This window comes from Microcoleus sp. AT3-A2, from assembly GCF_036705685.1.
Taxonomy (GTDB): domain Bacteria; phylum Cyanobacteriota; class Cyanobacteriia; order Cyanobacteriales; family Microcoleaceae; genus Microcoleus.
In genome coordinates, this window is the sequence record NZ_JAUBVF010000011.1 from 86,420 (window position 1) to 112,057 (window position 25,638).

The window sequence follows — 25,638 nt, forward strand, 5'->3', positions numbered from 1 at the left end:
AAGTTAACTGAGAAATGACAACTGATAAATATATGCAATATGATATACCGACAATTATACAAGGATATGCCCAAGGCTACTTCTTGATGGCAAATGAGGGCGAGGAAAGTTTGGGGTGGTATTCCAGCCGGCAGCGGGCGCTGATTCCCCTGGATGAAAGATTTACCTATCCGAAATCCCTGCGTCGCCAAATCAATCAAAATCGATTTTCGGTGACTGTGAACCGCGATTTTGGGGCGGTGGTTGAGGGTTGTGCCGATCGCGAAACGACTTGGATTTCTAAGGAACTCAAGAAGATTTACTGGGGTTTGTATGAGGCCGGTTGGGCTTACAGCTTCGAGACTTGGTGCGGGGACGAATTGGCGGGCGGTATTTTAGGATTGTCGATCGGCGGTGCGTTTATTGGGGAGTCGATGTTTTACCGAATTCCCGAGGGTTCTAAGGTGGCGATGGTGAAGTTGGTGGAGAGATTGCGCGATCGATCTTATCTACTTTTCGACGCTCAAATGAACAATCCGCACTTGGAAAGATTCGGAGCTTATACTGTTAAGGAAAAACTGTACAACACTCTTTTGCAAGCAGCTTTGAAGCGCCGCTGCACGCTATTTTGAATATTCTGTAATTAGGGAAACTGCACTGCCATTTTCGCGCGTAGAGTTGCTTCAAACAATATTATAATTAAGCTGAGATACTTCTCGGAGACAACCACAATGCAAGTCACAACCGAAGAAATTATTTATCCATGCAGCGACGGTCAACCTCTGGCAGATAGCACAATTCAATACAAATTAATTGTCACAATCAAAGAAGGTTGCGAGTCGCTGTTGAAAGATGACCCAAACGTGTTTATAGCCGCCGATTTACTGTGGTATCCGGTTGAAGGTAGAACAGATATTTCTCAAGCGCCCGATGTAATGGTGGTATTTGGGAGGCCAAAGGGCGATCGGCGTTCTTACCTCCAATTTCGTGAATATAATATCCCTCCCAAAGTCGTGTTTGAGATTCGCTCTTTCAGCGACAGCCAAATAAAAATGAACAAGAAATTTTCATTTTACAATCGCTACGGAGTCGAGGAGTATTACCTTTACGATCCCGAAAGAAATCAGTTAGAAGGTTGGCAAAGAATTGAAGGAATCTTAGAACCAATTGAACCGATGGAGGGATGGATAAGTCCCAGACTGGGAGTGCGGTTTGAGTTACCAGAAGAAGGGTTAGAAATCTATCGCCCTGATGGAGAAAAGTTTCTTTCCTATTCCGAAATAAATGCAGAGCGGCTATTAGAGCGACGGCGCGCAGAACAAGAATTTCAGCGCGCAGAAGAAGCCTCGCAGCGGGCCGAACAAGAAGCTCAAAAAGCCGAACGTTTAGCCGCCAAACTGCGCGAATTGAACATCGATCCAGATAGCATCTAAGCTCGAACTAGGAGAATAAACCCGGTTTGTCAAAGAAATCGGGTTTCTGGGGATTGCAGTTATTTACTTTTTTCAGGGCGAATGGGGATATTGGGTCGATCGCCCCCCAGCTAAAATTACATATACTACAATATATAATACAGAGATTTGAGCCAAAATCCTTGGAGCTCAGAAAAATCAGAATCGAAGCCCCTTGAATGTGTAAAAATACTGAAGCAAACATTACTAAACCATGCACGGAGCAATTGTTGTGGATTCCAGATATAACCCCCAATCCATAGAAGAAAAATGGCAGCAGACATGGGCTGAGCAAAACTTAGACCAGATGCCAGAAGATACCCAAAAGCCTAAATTTTATGCCTTATCCATGTTCCCCTACCCGTCGGGAAACTTGCACATGGGCCACGTCCGCAACTACACAATCATCGATGTAATTGCCAGACTCAAGCGAATGCAAGGTTATCGGGTATTGAATCCGATGGGATGGGACGCTTTTGGTTTGCCCGCAGAAAATGCAGCTATTGAGCGAGGAATTCCACCTGCACAATGGACTTATCAAAACATTTCCCAAATGAAAGCCTTATTTCAGCGTTTGGGCATTTCATTTGATTGGACAAAAGAAGTTACAACTTGTTCTCCCGATTATTATCGGTGGACTCAATGGATTTTCTTGCAATTTTTAGAAGCAGGATTAGCATATCAAAAAGAAGCGGCAGTTAATTGGGACCCGATCGACCAAACAGTTTTAGCAAACGAACAAGTAGATAACGAAGGTCGTTCCTGGCGTTCCGGTGCCAAAGTCGAGCGCAAATTATTGCGGCAGTGGTTCCTCAAAATTACCGATTATGCCGAACAGTTATTAAACGACTTAGACAAATTGCCAGATTGGCCTGAAAGAGTCAAATTAATGCAAGCCAACTGGATCGGCAAATCAGTCGGCGCTTACTTAGAATTTCCGATTGTCGGAATGGATGAAAAAATCGCCGTTTTTACCACACGTCCCGATACAGTTTACGGCGTCAGTTACCTTGTTTTAGCGCCGGAACATCCTCTAACTAAGCGCGTGACAACGGAAGACAGAAAAGCCGCCGTAGAAACCTTCATCAAAGAAGTCGCCGCCCAAAGCGAGATCGATCGCACAGCCGAAGACAAACCAAAGCGCGGCATCCCCACAGGTGGCAAAGCAATCAATCCTTTCAACGGCGAAGAAATTCCCATTTGGATTGCCGATTATGTATTGTACGAATACGGCACCGGCGCAGTCATGGGAGTACCCGCCCACGACACGCGAGATTTCAAATTTGCCAATCAATATCAACTGCCAATTAAAGTAGTAATTGTAGATGATGATGAGATTCCGCTGACCGAAGCTTACACAGAACCAGGAATTATGATTAATTCCGAAAGCTTCAACGGCATGGATTCAATTAAAGGCAAAGCAGCGATTATTGACCATGCCGAAAATCAAGGTTATGGCAAAGCGCGAGTGCAATATCGCTTGAGAGATTGGTTAATTTCTAGACAGCGTTATTGGGGCGCTCCGATTCCCGTAATTCACTGTCCCACCTGCGGGACAGTCCCCGTCCCCGCATCGGATTTGCCCGTATTGTTGCCGGAGAATGTACAATTTACGGGCAAAGGTTCGCCCTTGGCAAAGATGGAAGAATGGGTAAACGTTCCTTGTCCGAGTTGCGGCACTGCGGCGAAGCGAGAAACAGATACGATGGATACTTTTATCGATTCTTCGTGGTATTTCTTGCGCTATCCCGATGCTCAAAATCAAGAGCAAGTCTTCGATACGGCTAAGACAAATGATTGGATGCCCGTAGACCAATATGTGGGCGGCATCGAACACGCAATCTTGCACTTACTGTATTCGCGGTTCTTTACCAAGGTTTTGCGCGATCGGGGTTTGATCAATTGTGACGAACCATTTAAACGCCTGTTAACTCAAGGCATGGTACAAGCAATGGCATACAAAAACCCCGTTACTGGCAAATACGTTCCCCCAGCAGATATAGACCCCGCAAATCCCAAAGATCCTCAAACTGGCGAAGCTTTGCAAGTCTTCTACGAGAAGATGTCCAAATCAAAATACAATGGCGTTGACCCCTTGGAAGTTATGGGCAAATATGGGGTAGATACGGCGCGGATGTTTATTTTATTCAAAGCGCCACCAGAGAAGGATTTGGAGTGGGACGACGCTGATGTGGAAGGGCAATTTCGCTTTTTAAATCGCGTTTGGCGCGTAGTGACAGAGTTTGGTTCACCCCCCCCAGCCGCCCCTTGCGAAGGGGGGGAGAAAGAGGTTTTAAGTAAACCTGAGAAGGATTTGCGGCGGGCGATTCACACTGCAATTAAGGAAGTGAGCGAAGATTTGGAGGGTGATTATCAGTTCAATACTGCTGTTTCTGAAATGATGAAACTCAGTAATGCTTTGAATGATGCTAAATGTAAAGATTCGCCAATTTATGCAGAAGGAATTAACACTTTGATTCGCTTGTTAGCGCCTTTTGCGCCGCATATTGCTGATGAATTGTGGCACAATACTGGTAACAGTGAATCGGTGCATACGCAAACTTGGCCGAGTGTCGATCCATCTGCGTTAATTACCGATGAAATTACGCTGGTAATTCAAGTTATGGGCAAAACTCGCGGCACAATTCAAGTCCCTTCTGGTGCTGATAAAGCTGCTTTGGAAAAGTTTGCTCGCGAGTCGGAATTGGCCAAGCGTCATCTGGAAGGTAAGGAGATTAAAAAGGTAATTGTGGTGCCTGGAAAGTTGGTTAATTTCGTGGTAGCTTGAGTGTAAAAGTCGCTACCTGTAGGCAACGTATCCTTTCTACACAAACACAACCTAATCCCCTTTAAACACTATCGGGCAACTGTTATTTACTGTAAGAGTAGACAAGTTGCCCTTTTTTTACTAGCTTTAAGGGAATTTTAGGATTGTTTAGCGGCTCGTTCCTTAACCTTACCTTTTCTTCCCATTCTTTAAATTTAGGTTCCAGCATTTCAGGTGTAAGTTTATAAATCTCTTTGAGAGTTATGCCTTCATACAGTCCAATATACCAAGCTTCCACTCTGCGATATTTGTCAAGTATAATTTCATTCAAATGATGGTGAGTAGTGACCCCACCGCTTCTATTGAGAGCAATATTTATTGTTTTAAGTTCATATTCTTTTCCTTCAGCATCAATAGCATCGTTTCCTTCACGTCCAGGTGATATCCGCAGCCCTAAAAGGATTAATAACTGTAAAGTCTTTCCCCCGTTATCTTGAAAAATATCCGCAATACCATATTCACTAGCCAGATTTTGCAATTCTTGGATGCTTTTCATAGCATTTTCTAGCCGTTTAGCATCTGAAATGCGTTCTGCTTCCGTGGTAACAGCCTCTTCAACAGGCTCTACAACTGACGGAGAAACTGGTTCAGCTATCAGGGTGCTAATGAGAGGTGTACTCTCGCCGCTTTGGCTAAAACTGATTAAATAAGTAGCGGGTACATCGAGCGCTTCAGCTAGAGCGAAAATAACTTCAAAGGATGGCGATCTTTCACCGCGTTCCAATAAGCTGATATAGTCAGTAGTCTTGTCTATGAGTTCTGCTAACTCGTCCTGTGTCATCCTTTTTTCTCTGCGTAACTGACTTACCTTGGCCGCAAATTGTTGTCTGGCTTCTTTGTAATTCATATCCCTCACAATTGATAAAAACGAACTGAAAGTTCGCTTTGTGAATGGTACGAAGAATTTATACACAACACCACGTACTGAAAGTACGGATTTACTATGACTGAAAGTACGGATTTTGATATAATGACAGTAGGCTGTGTCTGTTGTACCTTAAACTAATCTAAATTAAGCATGAGTAACTTTTTGCCCGCCCCAATTTACACCACCCAATACGGTCAATCTTATTTGGGAGATTCTCTTCATCTCCTGAATAGTCTTGCTAGCAATTCTGTAGATTTGGTGATTACATCCCCTCCTTTTGCATTGCAACGCCAAAAGAGTTATGGAAATGAAGATCAAGATTTATATGTTGATTGGCTGCTGGGCTTTGCTCCGGAAATTAAAAGAGTTCTTAAGGATACTGGAAGTTTTGTTATAGACCTTGGAGGTGCTTATCAAAAAGGGATACCTGTACGCTCGCTGTATAATTACCGCGTACTTATTAGGTTATGTGACGAATATGAGTTTAAACTTGCTCAAGAATTTTTCTGGTTTAATCCTTCCAAACTTCCTTCTCCTATAGAGTGGGTGAATAAAAAGAAAATCCGGGCTAAAGATTCGGTGAATACTGTTTGGTGGCTTTCCAAAACTAATCAGCCTCAAGCGAATATTACTAAAGTCAAAGTAGAGTATTCTGAGAGAATGAAAAAACTTTTAAAAAATGCTGATGAATTTTACACCCCCAAAGAACGTCCTTCCGGTCACAATATTAGCGATCGATTTGCCAAAGATAACGGAGGTGCTATTCCATCTAATTTGCTAGAAATTTCTAATTCGGAAAGTAATTCTCAATACTTGCGTTGGTGCAAAGAGTTTAATGTTAAGGCGCATCCGGCACGTTTTCCCCAAAAATTACCGTCATTTTTTATAAATTTTCTTACTGAAGCGGGAGACTTGGTAGTAGATATTTTCTCGGGTTCTAATACTACGGGTTATGCAGCAGAACAATTATCAAGAAACTGGATAAGCTTTGAAAAAGAAAAACAATATGTTGCTGCATCAATATTTAGATTTTTGCCTCAAGAATCTTTTGGTGAAGCGAATACAATATACAACCAATTGTTAACTGAGGAAGCATCAGGAGTGATTTTACCTCAAAATAGGCTTCTTTTTGAAGTTAATAATTATTGTTTTTAATTTGGCTAAAGAGTCGAATTTTTATTTCAGATATTAAACAGTATATTGAAATCGCTTCTACACGAACCAATTTCCAGCAGAGAGGGACTGAAAAAGATGGTTTTAATTGTTAGTTTCAAAAAGCAATTGCACGATCGCTCCGCATTCCAATTTTAATACAGATTGAGCGCTGCCGCCATTAACGGCAATTTCTACCCAACCGTCAGAACCAGTTATGGCAATTAAATCGCCCGGTTCGGTGTCGCTGTAGGTTTTACCGCTGGGGATGCGAATTGCATCAGAACTATTGCTAATTGTCAATGACCAATTGTTACCTATAATGCAATTATTCGGGATATTAGTAATGAGATTGCCGAAGCGATCGACATATTGAACACAGCCTTCTATACCTGTGGCTATAACGGCACAATTTGGTATCTCTAACTGCACTAAACTCGCAGGGTCGAGATCCTCCCCCAAGTCTTCCAACGCCACCCCGTTGGCCAAGTGAGCGCCCGCTGCTGCAAAAATATCCCGACCGTGAAAAGTGCTGCTGGGTTGAGGTGTGCGCCAGTATTGAGAATTCGTGAGTTCGACACAGGCGATCGCGCTTTCCCGACTCAACACCCCGCTAAACAACCCGTTATCGGGCCCGACAAGAAAGCAATTAGCACATTTAATCGCAACCGGGCGTCTCTTGCTTCCCACCCCCGGATCGACGACAGCAATATGTACGGTTTCCGGCGGAAAATAAGCAAAAGCAGTCATCAAACAAAACCTCCCCGCCGCAATATTTTGAGAGGGTATTTGGTGCGTAATGTCAATGACTTTTAACTGCGGGTTAATTTGGGCGATCGCACCTTTCATCACTCCCACATAAACATCGGTTAATCCAAAATCCGTAAGCAGAGTTATAATTCTATTTTTAGACATATATCCAAAGGTTAAAATATGGTATCACAATGGGAAAACTTTCTGCAAAACTTAGGAGAATGGCACGGTTCCTTTACCCAGTTATCGCCGCGAGGAGAGGTACTTCAAGATACTCCTAGCATTATTTCTCTCGAAGGTTTCAATGACAACAAAACAGTGCGATTAAAACTCCGTCGGTTTTACCCAAATCCTAGCGGTGTCGGCGAACCGGAAGTCAACGAACTTGTTCGAGAATTTCAAAGTTTGGGACGAGATATCCTGTTTTTTGAGAATGGAGCTTTTTGTCAGGGAACTATTCAACTAGCGCCTTATTCTGAGTGCGGTGCCGAGTTTGGTTTTATCTACAATTATCGCCGGTTGCGCTTCCCTATGATCTACAATACCGACGGCAATTTATCCAAACTTACATTAATTCGGGAAAAACAGCTTGATAAAAATGTCCCCGAACGTCCGCATTTAACTGTTGAAGATTTGCTGGGAGAGTGGCAGGGTGAAGCCGTGACAATGTATCCAGATGGGCGTTCTCCTGACATTTATTCAACCAAAATGCAATTGCATTTGGAAAGTAGCGATCGCCTAGTGCAGAAAATTACTTTTGGCAGTAATGCTACTGTTATCAGTTCTAGCGCCAGCATTGACGGTTCTGTATTAAATTTTAACGAAGGTGCTTCGCCCGTGCAAGTTGTGCTCCTTCCTGACGGCGGTTCTTGCACTTTACCTGTTAAGATTGAATCCAGAAAACCTATATTTTTCGAGGCTGGTTGGTTAGTAGAACCTGACTTGCGGTTTCGGATGATTCGCAGTTACAATGAGCGCGGTGAATGGGTAAGTTTGACTTTAGTTACTGAACGCAAAGTTAGTCATTAATTCCGAGCAGTTGTTGAGGATTAAGATTGAGTCTTTTGCCCAAGCAAGATGCCCGCCCCACCATAAGATTGATATATTGTGGAACGGGCATCTTGCCCGTTCTAAAAATAGTACAAGATATCAGCACTACAAACATTTTTCCAATTTAGGAACCGGATTTTGTTTCCTGGGTTTGTGATTGAATCACCGCACTCCAGTCATCATTGTTAACAGCCGCTTCCAAATCCTTAGCCTGTTCGCCGTCACTTTTGGCCGCTGTTTCTAACTCTTTGGTAAGAGTGGAATCTGCCATTGCTTTCCGTAATTTCAGTTTCTTTTCCTCATAAGCTTTTTGTTCCTCAGCAGACATAGCAGCGCGCGCTGCTTGGCCTACCGTAGCCGCCCACATTTCGCTTTCAGCACCGTTTCCAGGTGGAATGCTGCCAATTTCTGCTATCCAAGCATCCCGCAAACTTTCCATTTCTTCCCGCTTCGGGAATTTGAAAGTTTGCACGCGCAGAAAAGCACAATTTTCGACGCCGTTTTGGGCGATGTGACCGTTGATTGAAAGCAGGATATTTCGCGAATAACCGATAAACTGAGTGTTGCGGGAAATATCCATGACAGCGTAAACGCCGGCGACTTTCGCGTTAGTTGCCAAATCGCGCCAGGTATCGATCGACATTACTTGCGTGCCGTCATTTTCTAATTCAGAAATAGCGGCTGCTGCGCTGTGTTCTGAGTCGGAACTGTATAAAAAGTTGTGCAGTCCTTCATGGGCGACAGGTACGTTTTGATGTTCAATTGCTACGTCTCGATCGGCATTCACTTGATTAGCTTCCATTAAATTCAATCCCTCAAAAAATGTCAACTTTACTCATTAAATCCCACTTTCAAGGGCGGGCAAGATGCCCACCCACAATAAAGTTCTTGTGGAACAGGCCGAAAAGCCTGTTCTATGGTGTTTTTGCCCTTATATACTTAACTTACGGCAATTTGTTGCAATTCCTCGTCAGTCAATTTAACTTCGAGCGCCCGCACAGAGTCCTCAATACTCGATACTTTGGTCGCACCGGGAATGGGAACAATGCAGGGCGATTTTGCCATCAACCAAGCTAATACTATACAGTAAACAGAAACGTTTTTTTCTGCGGCTAATTTGGCGATCGCGGGCATATCTTGCAAGCTGGTGACGCGGCGGCTTCCTCCCAAAGGACTCCAGGGAAAAAATGTCAGTTTTTCGGTTTCGCAATATTCCAGCACGCCGTCTGATTCCGGCTGTCTGTGCCACGGATTATATTGATTCTGAACAGAGACAATTTCTACTGTATCGCGGGCGCGTTTGATCTGCTCTACAGAAAAGTTGGAAACTCCAACAAATCGAATCATTCCTGCTTCTACTGCTTCTTTTGCAGGTGCTAGGGCTGCTTCGATGGTATAAGCGGGATCGGGCGAGTGATATTGCCAAAGGTCGATCGGTTCCTTGCCCCCCAATGCTTCAAAACTTTCGCGAATTGTCTTGCGTAAATGGTGAGGGTTGCCGTTCCGCGTCCAAGCACCTTGAGGCCGCATTAAGCCGCCTTTAGTTGCCACAGTAACGGCCCTAACATCTCCGCTATACTGTTCCAAAGCTTTGGCAATCAGGTGCTCGTTGTGGTGTTTGTCGGATTGATCTTGGCAGTAGGAATCTGCGGTGTCAATTAGGGTGACACCCAAATCTAGGGCGCGGTGGATTACTGCAATTGATTGATCTTCTGGCGGCCGGCCGCTTAAGGACATTGGCATACCTCCAAGACCGATCGCGCTGATAGTAAAATTACTGTTACCCAGTTTTTTTCTTTTCATTGGTTTGCCTGCGTTTGCGTGGTTTATTTCCAGTTTACATTTCAAGGATAAGTTGAAATCTTACATTTATTTAACTATCTAAGTAAATAGAAACAAATATTTTTTAGATAAGCTGTTTTGTCTTGAGAATGTATATTTCACTTCCCTATTCCGCACGTGTCAAATCCTCTCCCTCTCAAACATAATAGACAATCTAGATCGGCAGCAGCCTACCTACCTGCTTAACTAGCTGGAAGCGCTGGTGTAAAAGCGGAGTGCAAATTGCCAGAAGTAGCGGGAAAAAAATAACAGCCCGATCGCCAATATTCCCGCCCCTGCGATCCAAACGATTTCACCTCTCCCCAGCATGGCTTCTGCTGGCACAGTCGTCAAGAAGGCAACGGGAACCACAAAAGTGAAGAAAAATCGATAAGCTGCAGGATAAGCTGCCATGGGAAATCTACCCGCTTCTAACAATCCTTCGAGAACTTCGGTAACATTGTAAATTTTGACAAACCAAATGCTGGTTGCCCCTAACATAAACCATATACTGTAAAGAGTAATAGTTCCGAATAACAGCGGTATTGCTGTTAAAAAATAGTTGCCGATTGCTACTCCCAATTTGTTAGCAGCATACAGCAGCAATACAGTGCCCAAGATTAAATCTGGCATTCCCCAAGGCGAAACTGTGTTTGCAGATAGCCAAAATTGAGAACTGATCGGTTTGAGGAGTACGAAATCGAGAGTACCTTGCTGAACTCGATCGACAATACGGCTGAGATTAGGTGCTAGAAACGTTGACGAAAACCCCTGCAAAATCGTGAAAATGCCGAGTACAACTAAAGCCTCTTCCCATTTCCATCCCGAAAAAGTGTAGCCTGTACGATAGAACAAAAATAGCCCAAACAAGCTGCCCGCAAGATTTCCGAGACTGCTGATGGTCGCGAGGACAAAGTTGATGCGGTATTCTAGTTCCGCTGCGATCGCCGCACCCCAGAACAATTTCAGTACGTGCAAATATCGTCCCATGTTTATAGCCATTTTTTGCGGTGTAAATACTTAGATTTCATCCTATTGTAAAGCTTGTGTTAAGTTAACTGCTGTACAGGCTGCTCTTTTCACTATAATTTTAAATTATTGAGCCCCCTTAGTTAAGTTGTTTTACTAACACGCAGTATTAACTTATCTAACAATATTTAAACAAAAATTACAATTATTAATTTAAGTCAATCATAAGCCCATATATTTTGGCAATTATTAAGAATAATTGATGTTTTTACACCAACAATCCATTGATTGATTGGAAAGACTAATATGTTACAATTCTTAATCTTATAATAATTTGACAAATATCTAACCATAGGGTGGGTGACGGTGAACAATGATTGCACCGCAGCCCTTTACTATTGACTATCACGCACCGCTTTACCTGGATAATATTTTTCTTACCAGCCACAGAATTCTGGGGGATATTTTTCTCGCCAGCGGCCGGATACCCAGTATCAATCGGCCAAATATTAAACCGAAAAGCAAACTCCAGATAATCGTTGCCGTTAAGGAATGAAGCGGAAGACAAAAAATCGGGTTGCCATTTAATGGGTTTAGCTTTGATTAGGGGATAGCTAACCCAAAAGATTTGTCCACCGCCGATCGCAGTTCCGACAAAAAGATGATATTCTCAATTTGGCGATATTGCTTTTCTCTTTGTCTTCGTTCTTCCTGCCGATTTCCATTTGTTCTCGATCGCGATCTTTCTGCTATTGTTCCTTTTGCTTGCATAATTCTATTTGTTCGCGATCGCACTGACCTTTCCATACCAAAAAGGAGCTCGCCTGCGCGTTGAGAAAAAGACATAAAGTGCGATCAACCTTTCCATCCCAAAATGCGATCGCCTGCGCGTTGAATTAGTAGGTTAGTCGAGCGCACTCGCTCTACTTTTCGCCAAAAAAATGCCGTTACCAACTAAATGTTAAAATCTGTCTCGATCGACAACTACTTACCGCGCCCTGGCTTACAGTCTGCAAACCCCAACGCTAAGCGAGTCAAGAAAACTGGCGAGATCCATTTCTACGAAAGCTTCTATGGGATACTAAATAGCAGCCGCGCGGGTAATGAGGGCGATGCGGATGCGATCGGGTAGGTAAGCGAGGATGGATTGAGCGTCAGCAGCAGATAATTGCTCTAGATTAGTAGTCTGCATGGAGCTACCTCTCGGTCGGAATTTGGCGGGCTGCTTGCGGTTGTCCGTCGGTCATGAAGATTGGGAGCGATCGCAACTAAGCGCTGTTAATCTCAAGGATGCTATCATAGATTAACAGTTACTATGTCTTTATAGGTAAATGACATGAACGCTAAAGAATTGCTCCTTAAAGAAGTGGATAATATTCCAGAATTTATATTAGAAGAAGTTTGGGATTTTCTGCAATTCCTCAAAGCAAAGTATGATAAAGATAAGTTAGAAGCAATCCTGCTCAGTGAATCTTCTTTGCAAAAAGACTGGTTAAAGTCAGAGGAGGATGAAGCATGGCAGAATTTGTAAAAGGTGATGTGATAGTTGTTCCTTTCCCATTTTCCGATTTAACACAAGCCAAGCGCCGACCGGCTTTAGTCATAGCAACTTTGGCAGGAGACGATCTAATTCTTTGTCAGATTACTAGCCAGACGCTCGCCGATCGCTATGCTATTACCCTTGAAAGTAGTGATTTTAGCGAGGGCGGACTTAACCAAACGAGCAACATTAGACCTAATCGCTTGTTTACCGCCGATCGAGAAATTATACTTTATAAAGCTGGTAAGCTTAAACCTGAGAAGTTGAACGAGGCGATCGCCAAGATAGTTGAAATTCTTCACCAGTAATTCTCTATTGTCCAGCGTTCCTCAGCTCAAAATGCTGTTTGACTAGATTGTGTTGTGCGATCGCCGGCGCGTTGAGAAAAAGAGATAAAGTGCGATCGACCTTTCCATCCCAAAATGCGATCGCCCTCACACTCTAAACCACAGATCGCCTTTCTCATTCCACTCATGGCGATCGCCGCATCACCTATAATTTTAATTAACATCCTGTCCCTCTCTTAAGCAGGGCTGGGGGGACAGGATGGAAGGGGAAACGAGACTTAAAGCGATCGATAAACGCGATAGTTAATTTCAGGGAAAATATTATCAATCTCCTCAACCTTCTCCAACCAACCCGAATCAACTTTCCCTTCTTTCACTTCATCGTAAAGCTTGTGAAAGCGCATTAAGTGCGATCGAGTCCGGCGCACCGCATAGGGCACCATCGTCCCTGTACGCATGATAAATGCCCAGTCAGAAGATTGAGCTAGCAGCACTTCCCGCGCGGCTTGGTTCAAAGCGCGCCACTGCAATTCATCCGCAGGTTCCATGCTTCCCAACTCAATCATCCGTTCCGCTGCTTTGTGCAAGTGCGGGTAAATCCAAGCGTTGGTATCGTTGAGCCAATACTCGTGGAAACCCCGGAAACCCCAGCTAGACTGAGACGGGCGGCACACTTGCTGAGTCGGATTTCCCCGCAAATAATCGGCTAAGTGCGTCATCTCGTAGGTATTTTGGTCGTACCAACTCTTGCGGAACAGGTAATCTAAGAACCAAGGCCCTTCGTACCACCAGTGACCGAAAAGTTCGGCGTCGTAAGGCGAAACAATAATCGGCGGACGCTGCATAATGCCGTTGAGGTGTTCGACTTGGCGTTCCCGGTTAAAAGCAAAGTTGCTGGCGTGTTCGGCTGCTTTTTCCCTTGCCCAGTAAGGATCGTACAACTGTTTATCGCCTAAACCCAATCCGCGACCGGTGATTTTGTGATATTTAATCCCGGTATTTTTCCGCTGGCCGTTGGGCATGATGTAGGGCTTAATGTAATCGTAGTCAGCTTCCCAGCCCAAATCTTTGTAGAATTCGCGGTATTCGGCGGCGCCTGGATAGCCGACTTCGGAAGACCAAACCTGCTGCGAGGATTCGTGATCCCGGCCGAAGGCTGCTACTCCGCACTCGGTGAAAATTGGGGCGTAGCTGCCGTAGCGGGGACGCGGGCGGGCGTAGAGGATGCCGTGACCGTCTGTGAGAAAGTAGCGGAGGCCTGCGTCGGCTAACATCCGTTCTAAGCCTTCATAGTAGGCGCATTCGGGCAGCCAAATGCCTTTTGGTCGGCGGCCGAAGTTTGCTTCGTAGTTGTCGCAAGCTACTTGAATTTGTGCCCAAACTGCTTCGGGGTACATTTTCATCAGCGGTAGGTAGCCGTGGGTGGCACCGCAGGTGATGATTTCGAGGTTGTTGGTATCTTGGTGTTCTTTGAAGGCTTTGACTAAATCTCGATCGTACTTTTCCCAAAAGTTGCGGACTTGAGAGAAATGGGCGGCGTAATGTTCTGCCAAATAGCGGAGGTGACCGTTTCCGCTGTTGTGTTCGATTTCGAGATCGGCTAATTCTTCGAGTTTAGCCAAGTGGTCGTCGAAGCGGTCTTGCAGCAAGGGGTCGCGCAGCATTGCCACCAACGGCGGCGTCATGCTCATGGTAATTTTAAAGTCGATGCCGTCGCGCTTGAGCCCTTCAAAGACTTGCAGCAGGGGAATGTAGGTTTCCGCGATCGCCTCAAACAGCCATTCTTCTTCTAAAACATAGTCGCTTTCGGGGTGGCGGACAAAAGGCAAGTGGGCGTGGAGAACGAGTGCGAGGTAGCCAATAGTCATAAAAAAATTTGGTAAGTGGGAAACGAGCGTGTCTTTAGACCGCTCGTGGGCAACGGCTAGGCGGTTTCAACCGCCGTGAATCTTTCCATTACACGAGGATTGCTAGATGGGAGTGTACTTTTGTAATGTACTTTCAGTGGGACAATTACCACATCCAACCTCGCAATCCTGTACGCATAATGTTCGCTCCATAAGGAGCCTCTATGAGAGGGGTAATGTTAGCTGGCGCCTTAGTTAAGGGCCGATACTATATTTAGGACAGTGATTTAACCCAATAAGTCTATTTAATCCTAAATTTCGCTTGGCCAGGAACTAGCTTCGCACTCCCTGGTAGGTCTTTAACTCTTACCGTTAACGTAGTACGCAGCTACACATCTGGTCAACTATCGTTTAAGTCTGAGGCTGGAAGCCCAGTATCTTTAGACATGGGTCGTTGACAGTGATTTGGATGCCGTAGTTATTAACTGACGCCATTTAGGGACAGCTTTAAAATATTTTAAGATTTTATGCTGAAACGGGACTCACAAAATGCCGTGTTTTTTTAATGGCCTTTCTCTAACAAACTAAATGTCAGCAAATTCTGATTTTCTGCTTGCTGTCGGATTAGGGCTGCTGCTGTTTGAGAGTCTACTGCCTTTGAGAAAAAGAATCCTTGGGCGTACTCACATTTTAACCCTTTTAGTATAGATAGTTGCGAGGATTCTTCGACTCCTTCGGCTACTACATCCATGCCTAAATTGTGAGACAAAGTAACGATCGACCGCACAATTTCTGTGGGGTCAATGCCTCCTTTACTGAAATCGAACTCACCTCCCATCCTGCTAACAAAAGAGCGGTCTATTTTTAAGGTATTGGTGGGGAAGCGGTGCAGGTAGGAGAGCGAGGAATAGCCGGTGCCGAAGTCGTCAATGCACAAGTGTATGTTTCGGGTTCTGAGCTGTACCAGCATTGCTGTTACTGATTCGGAATTTTCTATGAGTACGCTTTCGGTAATTTCGAGTTTTAAACTGCTGCCGTCGAGGTTAGTTTCTTGAAGAACTTGGTCGATGTATTCAATTAAATCTGGCTGAGAAAACTGTTTTACAGAAATGTTGACGCTAACGCTTAAGGGGGGATTGCTGGGAAATAGCTGCTGCCACTGGCGGATTTGGTGGCAAGCTGTGCGGAGTACCCAGCGGCCGAGGGGTACGATCAAGCCGGTTTCTTCCGCGATGGTGATGAATTCACCGGGGGAAACTAAGCCGCGTTCTGGATGCTGCCAGCGCACTAGGGCCTCAAAACTGGTAATTGTGTTATTGGCGATCGACACGATCGGCTGGTAGTGAATAATAAACTGGGGCGCTGCGGATAAGGGAGGTAAGGCTGATTCGGGGGATGAGGGAAAGTCTTCTTCTCTGACCGGCTCTCTAATTGATTCGATCGCCCGCCGCAGGTCGTTTTCGAGCTGCAACAGCCGCAAAGCGTGGGCGTGCATGGAACTGTTGAAAACTTCGTGTCGGGCTCTGCCGAGTTCTTTGGCGCGGTACATTGCTGTGTCGGCGTCGCGCAGCAGGGTTGTCGGTTCCAGGTATTCGCTAGAACTCAAAGCTATGCCGATGCTGGCAGTGATAAATACTTCGTGTCCGTCTAAAAGAAGAGGGGAGGTGATTTTCTTTTGCAGGCGGTTGACAATGGTGGTAGCTTCATTGATGCCCTCGATGTCTTCTAGCAACAGCACAAACTCGTCTCCTCCGAGGCGGGCCACTGTATCTCCGGGTCTCAGACAAGCTTCCAGACGCCGCGCGATCGATACTAGCAATTGATCGCCGATGGCGTGGCCGAGGGAATCGTTGACTACTTTAAATCTATCTAAATCGAGAAACAGCACGGCAAACAAGTAGTCTTTGCGCCGTTTGGCCAGCCTCAGAGCGTGTTCCAGCCGATCGGTAAATAGCGATCGGTTGGGCAATCCGGTGAGGGCGTCGTGAAAAGCATCGTGCAGCAGTTGTTCTTCGGCGAGTTTGCGCTGAGTGATGTCGTGACAGTTAATCACGATTCCCTTGACTGCGGGATCGTACAGCAAGTTGGTGGCTACAGCTTCTACATAACACCAGGAACCGTTGCGGTGGCGGACTCGGTACTCAACTGGGCACTGGCTTCTTTTGGGGTTTTCAATGGCTTTGTGGAGGGTTTCGGTGATCGTGGCGCTGTCGTCGGGGTGAACTATTTCTAAGGCGCTGCGGCCGATCGCCTGGTGGGGCGGGTATCCTAAAATTCGCTTGACGGAAGGGCTGATGTAGCGGAAGATTCCTTCGGCGTCGAGAATGATCGTGATGTCTGTGGCGTTTTCAATCAGCGAGCGAAATCGCTGTTCGCTTTGGCGCAGGGCTGATTCTGCTTGTTTGCGATCGCTGATGTCGAGGGCTACTCCGTCTATAATTACGTCGCCGTTTTCGTTTTTGGAAAATTTAGCGCTGTCTTGCACCCACTTGACCTCCCCAGATCTCAGAACGATGCGGTACTGGCGATCGCACGGCAAAAGACTCGCTTTCGATGCTGCTACCCTGCTGTCACACGAGCTTTTGTCCTCTGGATGGATGATTTCGGTCAAGAGTTCCGGGTGCGAAATCACTTCTTCGGCCCCGATCCCAGTAACTTCACGCACGCCCGGACTGATGTAGGGCAGGGACATTGTGCCATCTGGATGCAGCACGGTGCGGTAGACTGAGCCGGGAATGTTGGCTGCCATTGTGGCTAGCTGCTGCTGGATGCCGCAGACTGCTGCTTCGGCGCGCTTGCGTTCTGCAAGTTCGGTTTGGGCTTGTTGGTAGAGTTCGGCTTGGTGGATCGCGATCGCGCACTGATCGGCTATGGCTTTGAGTAGCGACAGTTCTTCTGCGCTCCAAGAGCGCGCCCGATCGCACTGATAGAGGCTAATTCCTCCCAAAAATGACTCCTGGTAGAGCAGTGGGGCGATCGCGACGGAGCGAAACCCTACCAACCCTGCTGATTCTTCCAGTGACGGGCACAGGGTCGATACCTCGTCGATAATCAGGGTTTCGCCGGCCGCGAGCCCCGATCTGTAGTGCTCGGCCACTTGGCAATTTAGCCCGACAAACCGTTCTCTGTCGGATGCTTTACTGATGTAGCGAACTCTGATGCCGCCTTCAGCATCTGGCTGCAAGATGGCGCAGGCGCTGATGTCTAGAGCTTCGTGCAGTTGATCTGCGGTGGTTTGCAGCACTTCGTCGAGTACAAGGGTGAAGCGCATCGCTTGGAGGATGCGGTTGACGATCGCTTCTCGCTGAGCTTGCCGCTGAATTTGAGCGATCGCTTCTTGTTGCTGGCGCCGCATTTTGTATTCTTGGAGCGATCGTTCTAAAACTGTTGGCAACCTAAACAGTCGCCCTTTTAATACGTAATCGGTCATTCCGGCTTTGATGCACTCAACTGCCGCTTCTTCTCCCAAACTTCCCGTTACTAAAATCAAGGGTATGTCTTGCCCTAATTCCTGCATTAATTTCAACACTTCTAAACCGTTGAAGCCGGGGAGGCGGTAATCTGAGAGTACAGCATCGTACTGGCAATTTTCGAGCAGTTTTCTGCACTCTGTTGCTGTTTCGGCAGTGTCGCACTTAAAATTTACCCCCCCCGCTTCTAAGGCAAGCACTATTAATTCCATATCTTCTGCCATGTCTTCGATAATCAACAAGTTTAATGTTGATTCCGCAACCATTTTTAGTAGATAGTTAGTCTGATTTATATCTAACATAAGGTAGTGGGGCCGTTTTCAATTGGTTATTCGTGTTTTTGCTACTAATTTTTTAGACTGAATTTGGTTGTTAATTTTATCTCGATATTTTTAGTTCTTTTTAGCAAAATCAATTATATACTCTACTCGCCAGACCTTTATTTAGCACCGGCAGTCGAGGGCGGATCGAACCGATTGGGGATCATCCCTCTTTTTAAAAGAGCGTTTTTTAGGAGTACGAGCATCTTGCACAGCCAAGCCTAGATCTTTCGCTTCCATCCCTAACAGTGAACACTCCTGTCATACCAAAATTCTGATGCTCTCACCGATTGTGACTTATTTAAGTGTATAAGAGTTTTAAATTTTGAATTTAAAACTCTTATACACTTAACTTATGAATCTATATTACCGCTTGAGATTGTTTGCCCTAGTTTAAAGTAAAAGGTGGCTCCTTGACTAGGTAGGCTTTCGGCCCAAACCGTGCCGCCGTGGCGGTGAATAATCCGCTGGACGATCGCCAAACCGATGCCCGTACCTTCAAATTCTCTCTGGGAGTGCAGCCTCTGAAAGGCTCCAAACAGGCGATCGGCATATTCCATCGGAAAACCCACCCCGTTATCCTTGACAAAAATCGTCCCATCCGGTAAACCCTCAATAACTATTGTAGCTGGAGTGCGTCCGCGACTGAACTTGACGGCGTTGCTAATCAAGTTGCTGAACACCTGTTGCAGCAAGGTTGGATCTCCCATTACTTTCGGCAAATCTCCGACGGCAAATTCAACGCTGTGGGGAGTTTGGGCCGGATCTGCGACAGTTGGTGGTTTAGTCAATTTAATCGCATTTTGTACCAAACGGCTCAGATCGATCGGAATTTGCCTCAACTCGGTGCGACTCACCCGCGACAGGGCGAGCAAACCGTCAATCAACAGGCTCATTTTTTGGCTGCTGTCTTCAATTACTTCCATATAGTGAACTATTTTGCGATCGCTCAAAGCCTCAGTTAATTCTAGTCGCTGCTTCAAAGCTTCTACAAAACCTGAAATGTGTCGCAAAGGTGCGCGCAAGTCGTGGGAAACTGAGTAAGAAAAAGATTCTAATTCTTGATTGGCAGCTTCTAATTGCTCTGTGCGTTCTGACAAAGCTTGTTTTGTCTCTACCAACTCAGTGATATCGCGAGCAGTCCCAATTAAAGCATAAACCTCGCCGTTGAGATTTCTCAGCGGAATTTTAAACGTGTCGAAGTAAGCATTGCCACCCGGTCTTACAAATTTTTCCTCGTAATGCAGAGTTTTACTTGATTCAAAGACGTGCAAATTTTCGCGGCAAAATCGTTCTGTGAGTTCGCTGGGATAGCACTCAAAAATAGTTTTGCCCTGCATCTGCTGCCTGCTGTCGAAGCCAGAAAATTCGGCAAGGGGATGGTTGACAAAAGACAAGCGCATATTGTCCCGTTCTACAACATAAATGTAGTCGGGCAAAGCATCAAAAAAAGTCTCTAATTCTGCGGTACGCTGGGCAACTTGAGCCTCTAAAGTTTCGTTGAGTTCTTTGAGTTCAGCTTCTACTCGTTTGCGTTCGGTGATATCTTGACCAATGCCGATACACCTGCCGTCGGAAAGGCGAACATTTGCCCAAGAAGTGTCGATAATTCGCCCGTCTCTAACTTGTGTTTTGAAATCGCTCCACTTCTGAGTTGCTGCTTGGATTTCATCCAAAACATATTGACGATATTCTGGCTGCGGATAAAATTCCGCCAAGATATCGCGGTCTTTGGTTTCCGCCAAACTCCAGCCGAGCACTTGTTCCCAGTGGGAGTTTACCCAGTTTATTTGACCGTTTTGGTCTAAGAATGCGAGCATAATCGGCACGTTGTCGAAGATAGTTTGCAGCAGTTCTTTTTGCTGTTTTAATGATTCTTCGGCTTGTTTGCGATCGCTGATATCGAGTACGGAACCGATAATTTGCATCGTTTTTCCGTCTGGGGTTCTTTTGAAAATTTTAGAGCGAGCGTGCACCCAGCGCCATTCCCCATTTTTGTGTTTGATTCTGTAGTCTCTGTCATTCGTTTCATAGGGATTCCTGCTTTGTTTTAGTCGCTCCATACCTGTAATTAGCTTTAACAGATCATCGGGATGAACTAAGTTAGCGACAGCGTGTGTACCCAAATCTTGCAATTCTTGGGGAGTGTATCCCAGCATGGCTGTGACCGATTCATTGGCATAAATATTTTTGTTTTCTACTGCATCGTAAATGTAGAGAAAATTAGGTATTGTTGTAACAATACTCTCTAAAAGTTGCTGATGTTTGTGCAGTTCGGCTTCTGCCTGCTTGCGCTCGCTTAAGTCCAGCACAAAACTGACGCCTAACTGCTTCGTTCCTTCTAAAAATGTGCTGCCCAGCAGCACCGGAACGCGACTACCATCCGAACGTATAAATTCTTTTTCAAAGGGAACAACCGTATTTCTAGCCTTCAGTTCGGCAACTTTTTCTGTATCTATACTCACGTATTCTGGTGGTGTCATTTCTTGCCAGTTAACTCTTCCTGCAAGCAGAGCGTCCCGCGTATAGTTTACCGTGTTTAAAAAGGCGGCATTGGCATCTGTAATGCTGCCGTTAAGATCCCAAAAAATTAGGCCAATCATGTTAGAATCAACTATGGCTTTAAATTTGGATTCGCTTTGTCGCAACTGTGATTCGACTTGTTTTAGTTCTGTGATGTCGCGGGCGATGGATAAAACTGTTTCTACTGAATTGTCTTCAGAAAACTCGGGAATGACTCGACAGTGGTAATGTTTTATGGCATCGGGAGTGGGAAACTCAAATTCTATGGTTTCTTGTTTGCCGGTGTCAAAAACTTTCAAAAAAGTCTTGTCCCACAGGTCGCACAAGTGTGGTGGCATTCCTGATTCTCTGTTGCTCTTGCCAATCAATTCTGCGGGGGATTTTCCGGTTGCTGATTCTACTGCGTGGTTGATGTAAAGGTGGCGGAATTGTCGATCGAACCGGGCGATGATATCGGTCGCATTTTCGGCTATGGTGCTGAAAGCTTTTTCGCGGCTGTGCAGTTCTTCTTGAATGCGGTGGCGATCCGTTACGTCTCTGGCAAAAGAGAGAATTGAAACTACTCCCGATTCATCGATTAGTGCAGAATTGTACCATTCGCAGTAAATTACCGAGCCATCTTTGGTATAGTTGCGGTTGCGGCAAATGTTGCGGGGTTCTCTGCGCTGTAACAGTTGATTTGTGACGGCGCACACTTCCTCGAAGTCTTCTTGATGAACTATTGACCATTCGTGCCAGTATTTGCCGATTACTTCTGCTGCACTCCAGCCAAATATTTGTTCTGCCATTGGCGACCACCGCACTACCCGAAATTCCCTGTCCCACTCTATAACTGCCATTGGCGAGTTTTTTAGGTGAAATTCCAGCCGCGAGTTGGCTTGTTTTATTTGACTTTGAAGTTGCTGGCGCAGTTGCTTCGCCTCGGCCAAGCGATCGCTGATTTCCTGTGTGTTTGCTGAGCCGAGGTTGGCAATGTGAGCAATGGTTTCTGCTGTTTGTTTTTCGAGTTCGTTCCAAGCTAGTTCGAGGGCTGATTCCGCCTGCTCTAGCTCAGTGGTGCTGTTCTGAAACAGTGTGGCACTTTCAACTGGAATTTCAGGCATAGTTTTGACACTTAGGCAAGTGTTACTTTGAGAATTCAAAATTAAAGTTTAAAAAATAAAAATATGTAATTTCCTGTTAAATTATACATTTTTAATTTTTAGTCTGTGCGTGGAGCCGATCGTTGGAGGCGGCGGGCGTTATTAAAGACTGCCAGTCAAAGGATTTGGGGTGCAGATCGATCGGCAATCCTGGTCGATCTCGATCTAAAAGTCTCCCGAAAGAAGGGTGTGGGCCGGAGCTGGCGCTAAATATATTTTTGCACAGGGTTGTTGTTTGCGGGCTATCAAAAGGAGATCGGCGTCGCTGCAGGCGTGGGTCGATCGCGAATCTGTAGCAGGGTGTTGCGTATGCAGAACCCCATATGTCTCAACTAAACACGCTTTCTCAAAGTCCGATAGGGGTTTAAACCTGCCGAACAAAGGGTTTGACGCGCTTGTTGACACCAATGAAACCGCCCCTACCTACAAATAATCTTCAATCACTTTGGTCAATAAAAAGCTAAAATAAAATCTAAAGTTATTCAGTCTTTAAAATTGCTTATGACTGCTGCTGCACCCTCTTCGATAAAAAACCAAACTCAGTACGAAGCCATTATCGGCCTCGAAACTCATTGTCAATTAAGTACCAATACTAAAATTTTCTCCAGTTCTTCTACAGAATTTGGCAATGCTCCAAATACTAACATTGACCCAATTTGTATGGGAATGCCTGGAGTGTTGCCAGTATTAAATCAAAAAGTGCTGGAGTATGCGGTGAAAGCAGGGCTGGCTCTCAACTGCGAAATCGCACCTTACAGTAAGTTTGACCGCAAGCAATATTTCTATCCCGATTTGCCGAAAAATTATCAAATTTCTCAGTTCGATTTGCCGATCGCAACTAACGGTTGGCTAGAAATTGAACTCGTGGATGAGACTGGAAATTCTACTAGAAAAAAAATCGGTATCACTCGCTTGCACATGGAGGAAGATGCCGGAAAATTGGTTCACGGCGGCAGCGATCGGTTGAGCGGTTCAACTTATTCAATGGTGGATTACAACCGCGCCGGTGTGCCTCTAATCGAAATTGTTTCGGAACCGGATTTGCGATCGGGCGCGGAAGCTGCCGAATACGGTCAAGAATTGCGCCGGATCGTGCGCTACATCGGTGTTGGCGACGGGAATATGCAGGAAGGTTCGCTCCGGTGCGACGTGAATATTTCGGTGCGCCCCGTTGGCAGAAAAGAGTTCGGCACGAAGGTGGAAATTAAAAATATGAACTCTTTTAATGCGATCGAACGGGCGATCGATTATGAGATCGAGCGGCAAATTCAAGCTGTGGAAAATGGCGAAACCATCATCCAAGAAACCCGGCTGTGGGATGAAAACAAGCAGTGTACTTTCAGTATGCGGGTTAAGGAAGGTGCGAGCGATTATCGGTATTTCCCGGAACCGGATTTGCCTCCGATCAAAGTTTCGGCTCAGCAATTGCAGGATTGGAAGGCTCACCTGCCGGAATTGCCGGCAATGAAGCGCAATCGCTACGAAACTGAGCTGGGTCTTTCTCCCTACGACGCGCGGGTGCTGACTGACGACAAAGCGGTGGCGGAGTATTTTGAAAAATCGATCGCCGCCGGTGCTGGTGCGAAACAAGCTGCGAATTGGGTGATGGGCGATATCACTGCTTATCTGAAAAATGAAAAGCTGGCGATCGCAGAAATTCCTTTCCAACCGCAGGATTTAGCAGAACTGCTGGCGCTAATTGATGCCGGCACCATCAGCGGCAAAATCGCTAAGGATATTTTGCCAGAGTTGCTGGCAAACGGTGGTTCGCCTCAGAAGTTCGTTGAGAGCAAGGGTTTGATTCAAATTTCGGATACTGGGGCGATCGATCGAGCGATCGATGCCGTGTTGGCAGCCAATCCCAAGGAGCTCGAACAGTACCGAGCCGGTAAAACTAAGCTGCTGGGCTTTTTTGTCGGCAAGGTGATGAAGGAAACGGGCGGCCGAGCCGATCCCAAATTGACGAATGAGCTGCTGACGGCGAAGCTTAACGGCCCAGGCTAAGCAACTCGTTAAGGGACTCGTGTAGCGGATACAGCGGCGGGCGATCGGTTTTTCCCGATCCCGCCGCCCTCTGGCCAAGAATTTCTTGATGGTACAAGCCCCCGAATTTATCCGTGGGGTCAATCCAAAATCCAAAATCTAAAATCTAAAATCGAATTACCCTTCTCGCTGGCTCGTAACTTTATAATTAATCTACATTTCTTTACAACATCTTCACGTTTGGGGGTGACACCCCTCATGCCGAGCGTGTTATATTGTGTTATGTAGATGCACCCTGATGGCAGAGAGAGTTACTTAGGTAGCTCTCTCTTTTTTTTGTCTTTTTTTTTTCACGGATGTGAAAATACGGAGGGGAGAGGGGGATTGGCCATACTGATCCCCGATTACCGATTACCGATTAGCAATTACCGCTTTGAGTCGATTAATATCAACTTTAGTTATTAACTAATTTTGACAGTATGAGCGAACAAGCTAGCGAGCTAATCAAGCAGGGGATTTCGCAATATCAGGCGCGTCAATTTGAGGCGGCGCTGGATTCTTGGCAGGAAGCGCTGAGGCTGTATCGCTCAATGGACGATAAGCGGCGATCGGGGGCGGCGCTGGGTAATATGGGCGTAGCTTACGAAGCCCTGGGAAATTACGCTCAGGCGATCGACTGCTACCAGCAGCATTTGGTGTTAGCGCGCGAAATTGGCGATCGCCGGGGCGAGGCCAATGCTTTGGGAAATCTGGGCAATGCTTGCTGTGCTCTTGAGGATTTTTCTGGTGCTATTGATTACCAGCAACAGCGTTTGGCGATCGCGCGGGACACTGGCGACGGGCGCTCTGAATTGGAAACTTTGGGCAATTTGGCGCTAGCTTACGATGCTAAGGGTGATTTGCCTGGTGCGATCGAATGCTATCACGAGCAGTTGTCGATCGCCCGCACCAGCAAGGACGATCGCATTGAGCGCAATGCTCTCAAGTATTTGAAGCTCGGTTACAAGTATTTAGCAGATTACGAGAAGGCTAACCAGTACCGACAGGAGCAATTGGCGATCGTCCGGGAACTGTTTTTAACTGATAAAAATAAGAGTTTTGTACAACTGACAGAAACAGTTGGTTTGAATTTGATTGAGGATTTTGCTGGGGCTAATTTAAGCGGTTTTGACTTGCACTACACTGATTTTAACGGTGCGGATTTGCGCGAAACCAACCTCCGAGGCGCAGATTTGACTTTAGCCGATCTCAGCGGTGCTTTGCTGAGCGCTGCTATTTTAATTGATGCTAATTTGTGCAATGCTAATTTGCGGGATGCTGAACTCAGCAGCGCGAATTTAAGCGGTGCAGATTTGCGGACAAAGCTGCCCAGGGCGAATTTGAGCGGTGCAAATTTAACCGGGGCCAATTTGAGCAGTGCTTATTTACCGAATGCGCTTTTAGTAAATGCAAATTTGACAAATACTGATTTCAGAAATGCTGATTTAAGCGGTGTTAATTTGAGTGGTGCGAATTTAAACGGTGCTGATTTGAGCCGCGCTGATTTGAAAAATACGGTGGTTAAAAATGCCAATTTTTCTGGTTGTGTCGGAATTTCGGAAGCCCTGAAGGTTGAATTGATGGCACGGGGCGGGATTTTTGAGTAGAATTAATTGG

General features: G+C 45.8%; 19 protein-coding genes. 9 read left to right on the plus strand and 10 right to left on the minus strand.

Annotated elements, in window-relative coordinates:
* Window positions 1-14 precede the first annotated feature (14 nt).
* The 3 genes from aat (at window position 15) to leuS (ending at window position 4,218) form a co-directional block, all read left to right on the plus strand.
* Window positions 15-611 carry a leucyl/phenylalanyl-tRNA--protein transferase gene (aat, locus tag QUB37_RS09475; RefSeq protein ID WP_445251267.1) on the plus strand — a complete coding sequence of 199 codons (597 nt, stop codon included), beginning with the start codon at window positions 15-17 and terminating at the stop codon, window positions 609-611.
* Window positions 612-710: 99 nt separating this feature from the next.
* Window positions 711-1,412, plus strand: a complete 702-nt coding sequence (locus tag QUB37_RS09480) for a Uma2 family endonuclease (protein WP_333161249.1) — start codon at window positions 711-713, stop codon at window positions 1,410-1,412.
* A gap of 250 nt (window positions 1,413-1,662) precedes the next feature.
* Entirely contained in the window at window positions 1,663-4,218 is a 2,556-nt protein-coding gene (leuS, locus tag QUB37_RS09485) for a leucine--tRNA ligase (RefSeq protein ID WP_333161326.1), read from the plus strand.
* Between the two features lie 82 nt (window positions 4,219-4,300).
* Here leuS and QUB37_RS09490 read toward each other — a convergent pair whose 3' ends face one another.
* The gene (locus tag QUB37_RS09490) at window positions 4,301-5,104 is read right to left on the minus strand and encodes a helix-turn-helix domain-containing protein (protein ID WP_333161251.1); all 804 of its coding nucleotides are present in this window, start codon (window positions 5,102-5,104) and stop codon (window positions 4,301-4,303) included.
* A gap of 171 nt (window positions 5,105-5,275) precedes the next feature.
* Between QUB37_RS09490 and QUB37_RS09495 the strand changes: the two genes are divergently transcribed.
* Window positions 5,276-6,280: a site-specific DNA-methyltransferase gene (locus tag QUB37_RS09495; RefSeq protein WP_333161254.1), complete on the plus strand. Its 1,005-nt coding sequence runs from the start codon at window positions 5,276-5,278 to the stop codon at window positions 6,278-6,280.
* A gap of 102 nt (window positions 6,281-6,382) precedes the next feature.
* Here the strand turns inward: QUB37_RS09495 and QUB37_RS09500 are convergent, their stop codons facing one another.
* The gene (locus QUB37_RS09500; protein ID WP_333161256.1) at window positions 6,383-7,192 is read right to left on the minus strand and encodes an SAM-dependent chlorinase/fluorinase; all 810 of its coding nucleotides are present in this window, start codon (window positions 7,190-7,192) and stop codon (window positions 6,383-6,385) included.
* An 18-nt stretch (window positions 7,193-7,210) separates the two neighbouring features.
* On the opposite strand from QUB37_RS09500, the gene QUB37_RS09505 reads away from it, so the two are divergent.
* Complete coding sequence (locus QUB37_RS09505; RefSeq protein ID WP_333161258.1) at window positions 7,211-8,059, plus strand: DUF3598 family protein; 849 nt, start codon at window positions 7,211-7,213, stop codon at window positions 8,057-8,059.
* A gap of 145 nt (window positions 8,060-8,204) precedes the next feature.
* Here QUB37_RS09505 and QUB37_RS09510 read toward each other — a convergent pair whose 3' ends face one another.
* The 4 genes from QUB37_RS09510 to QUB37_RS09525 all read right to left on the minus strand — a co-directional run bounded on the left by QUB37_RS09510 (window position 8,205) and on the right by QUB37_RS09525 (window position 11,641).
* Window positions 8,205-8,882 (minus strand): GIY-YIG nuclease family protein, encoded by a 678-nt coding sequence (locus tag QUB37_RS09510; RefSeq protein ID WP_333161260.1) that lies wholly within the window; start codon window positions 8,880-8,882, stop codon window positions 8,205-8,207.
* Between the two features lie 137 nt (window positions 8,883-9,019).
* Entirely contained in the window at window positions 9,020-9,883 is an 864-nt protein-coding gene (locus QUB37_RS09515; protein WP_333161262.1) for an aldo/keto reductase, read from the minus strand.
* 225 nt (window positions 9,884-10,108) lie between these two features.
* Window positions 10,109-10,903 (minus strand): ABC transporter permease, encoded by a 795-nt coding sequence (locus QUB37_RS09520; protein WP_445299851.1) that lies wholly within the window; start codon window positions 10,901-10,903, stop codon window positions 10,109-10,111.
* 570 nt (window positions 10,904-11,473) lie between these two features.
* On the minus strand, window positions 11,474-11,641 hold the full coding sequence (locus tag QUB37_RS09525; RefSeq protein WP_333161264.1) for a hypothetical protein: 168 nt from the start codon (window positions 11,639-11,641) through the stop codon (window positions 11,474-11,476).
* A gap of 565 nt (window positions 11,642-12,206) precedes the next feature.
* Here QUB37_RS09525 and QUB37_RS09530 point away from each other — a divergent pair.
* Window positions 12,207-12,401 (plus strand): hypothetical protein, encoded by a 195-nt coding sequence (locus tag QUB37_RS09530; RefSeq protein ID WP_333161266.1) that lies wholly within the window; start codon window positions 12,207-12,209, stop codon window positions 12,399-12,401.
* Window positions 12,386-12,718: a type II toxin-antitoxin system PemK/MazF family toxin gene (locus QUB37_RS09535; protein ID WP_333161268.1), complete on the plus strand. Its 333-nt coding sequence runs from the start codon at window positions 12,386-12,388 to the stop codon at window positions 12,716-12,718. The genes QUB37_RS09530 and QUB37_RS09535 overlap by 16 nt, the downstream gene beginning before the upstream one ends.
* Window positions 12,719-12,744: 26 nt before the next feature.
* On the opposite strand, the gene QUB37_RS09540 is transcribed toward QUB37_RS09535, so the two are convergent.
* From QUB37_RS09540 to QUB37_RS09555, 4 genes are all read right to left on the minus strand, one after another.
* Window positions 12,745-12,921, minus strand: coding sequence for a hypothetical protein (locus QUB37_RS09540; protein WP_333161270.1), 177 nt, complete (start codon window positions 12,919-12,921; stop codon window positions 12,745-12,747).
* A gap of 54 nt (window positions 12,922-12,975) precedes the next feature.
* Window positions 12,976-14,565 carry a glycoside hydrolase family 57 protein gene (locus QUB37_RS09545; protein WP_333036521.1) on the minus strand — a complete coding sequence of 530 codons (1,590 nt, stop codon included), beginning with the start codon at window positions 14,563-14,565 and terminating at the stop codon, window positions 12,976-12,978.
* 541 nt (window positions 14,566-15,106) lie between these two features.
* Window positions 15,107-18,280: an EAL domain-containing protein gene (locus QUB37_RS09550; RefSeq protein WP_333161272.1), complete on the minus strand. Its 3,174-nt coding sequence runs from the start codon at window positions 18,278-18,280 to the stop codon at window positions 15,107-15,109.
* Window positions 18,281-18,687: 407 nt separating this feature from the next.
* A complete protein-coding gene (locus QUB37_RS09555; protein WP_333161274.1) occupies window positions 18,688-21,960 on the minus strand; it encodes a PAS domain S-box protein in 3,273 nt (1,090 codons plus the stop codon).
* A gap of 540 nt (window positions 21,961-22,500) precedes the next feature.
* On the opposite strand from QUB37_RS09555, the gene gatB reads away from it, so the two are divergent.
* Entirely contained in the window at window positions 22,501-24,003 is a 1,503-nt protein-coding gene (gene gatB, locus QUB37_RS09560) for an Asp-tRNA(Asn)/Glu-tRNA(Gln) amidotransferase subunit GatB (protein WP_333161276.1), read from the plus strand.
* 458 nt (window positions 24,004-24,461) lie between these two features.
* Window positions 24,462-25,628 (plus strand): pentapeptide repeat-containing protein, encoded by a 1,167-nt coding sequence (locus tag QUB37_RS09565; protein ID WP_333161278.1) that lies wholly within the window; start codon window positions 24,462-24,464, stop codon window positions 25,626-25,628.
* Window positions 25,629-25,638 lie beyond the last annotated feature (10 nt).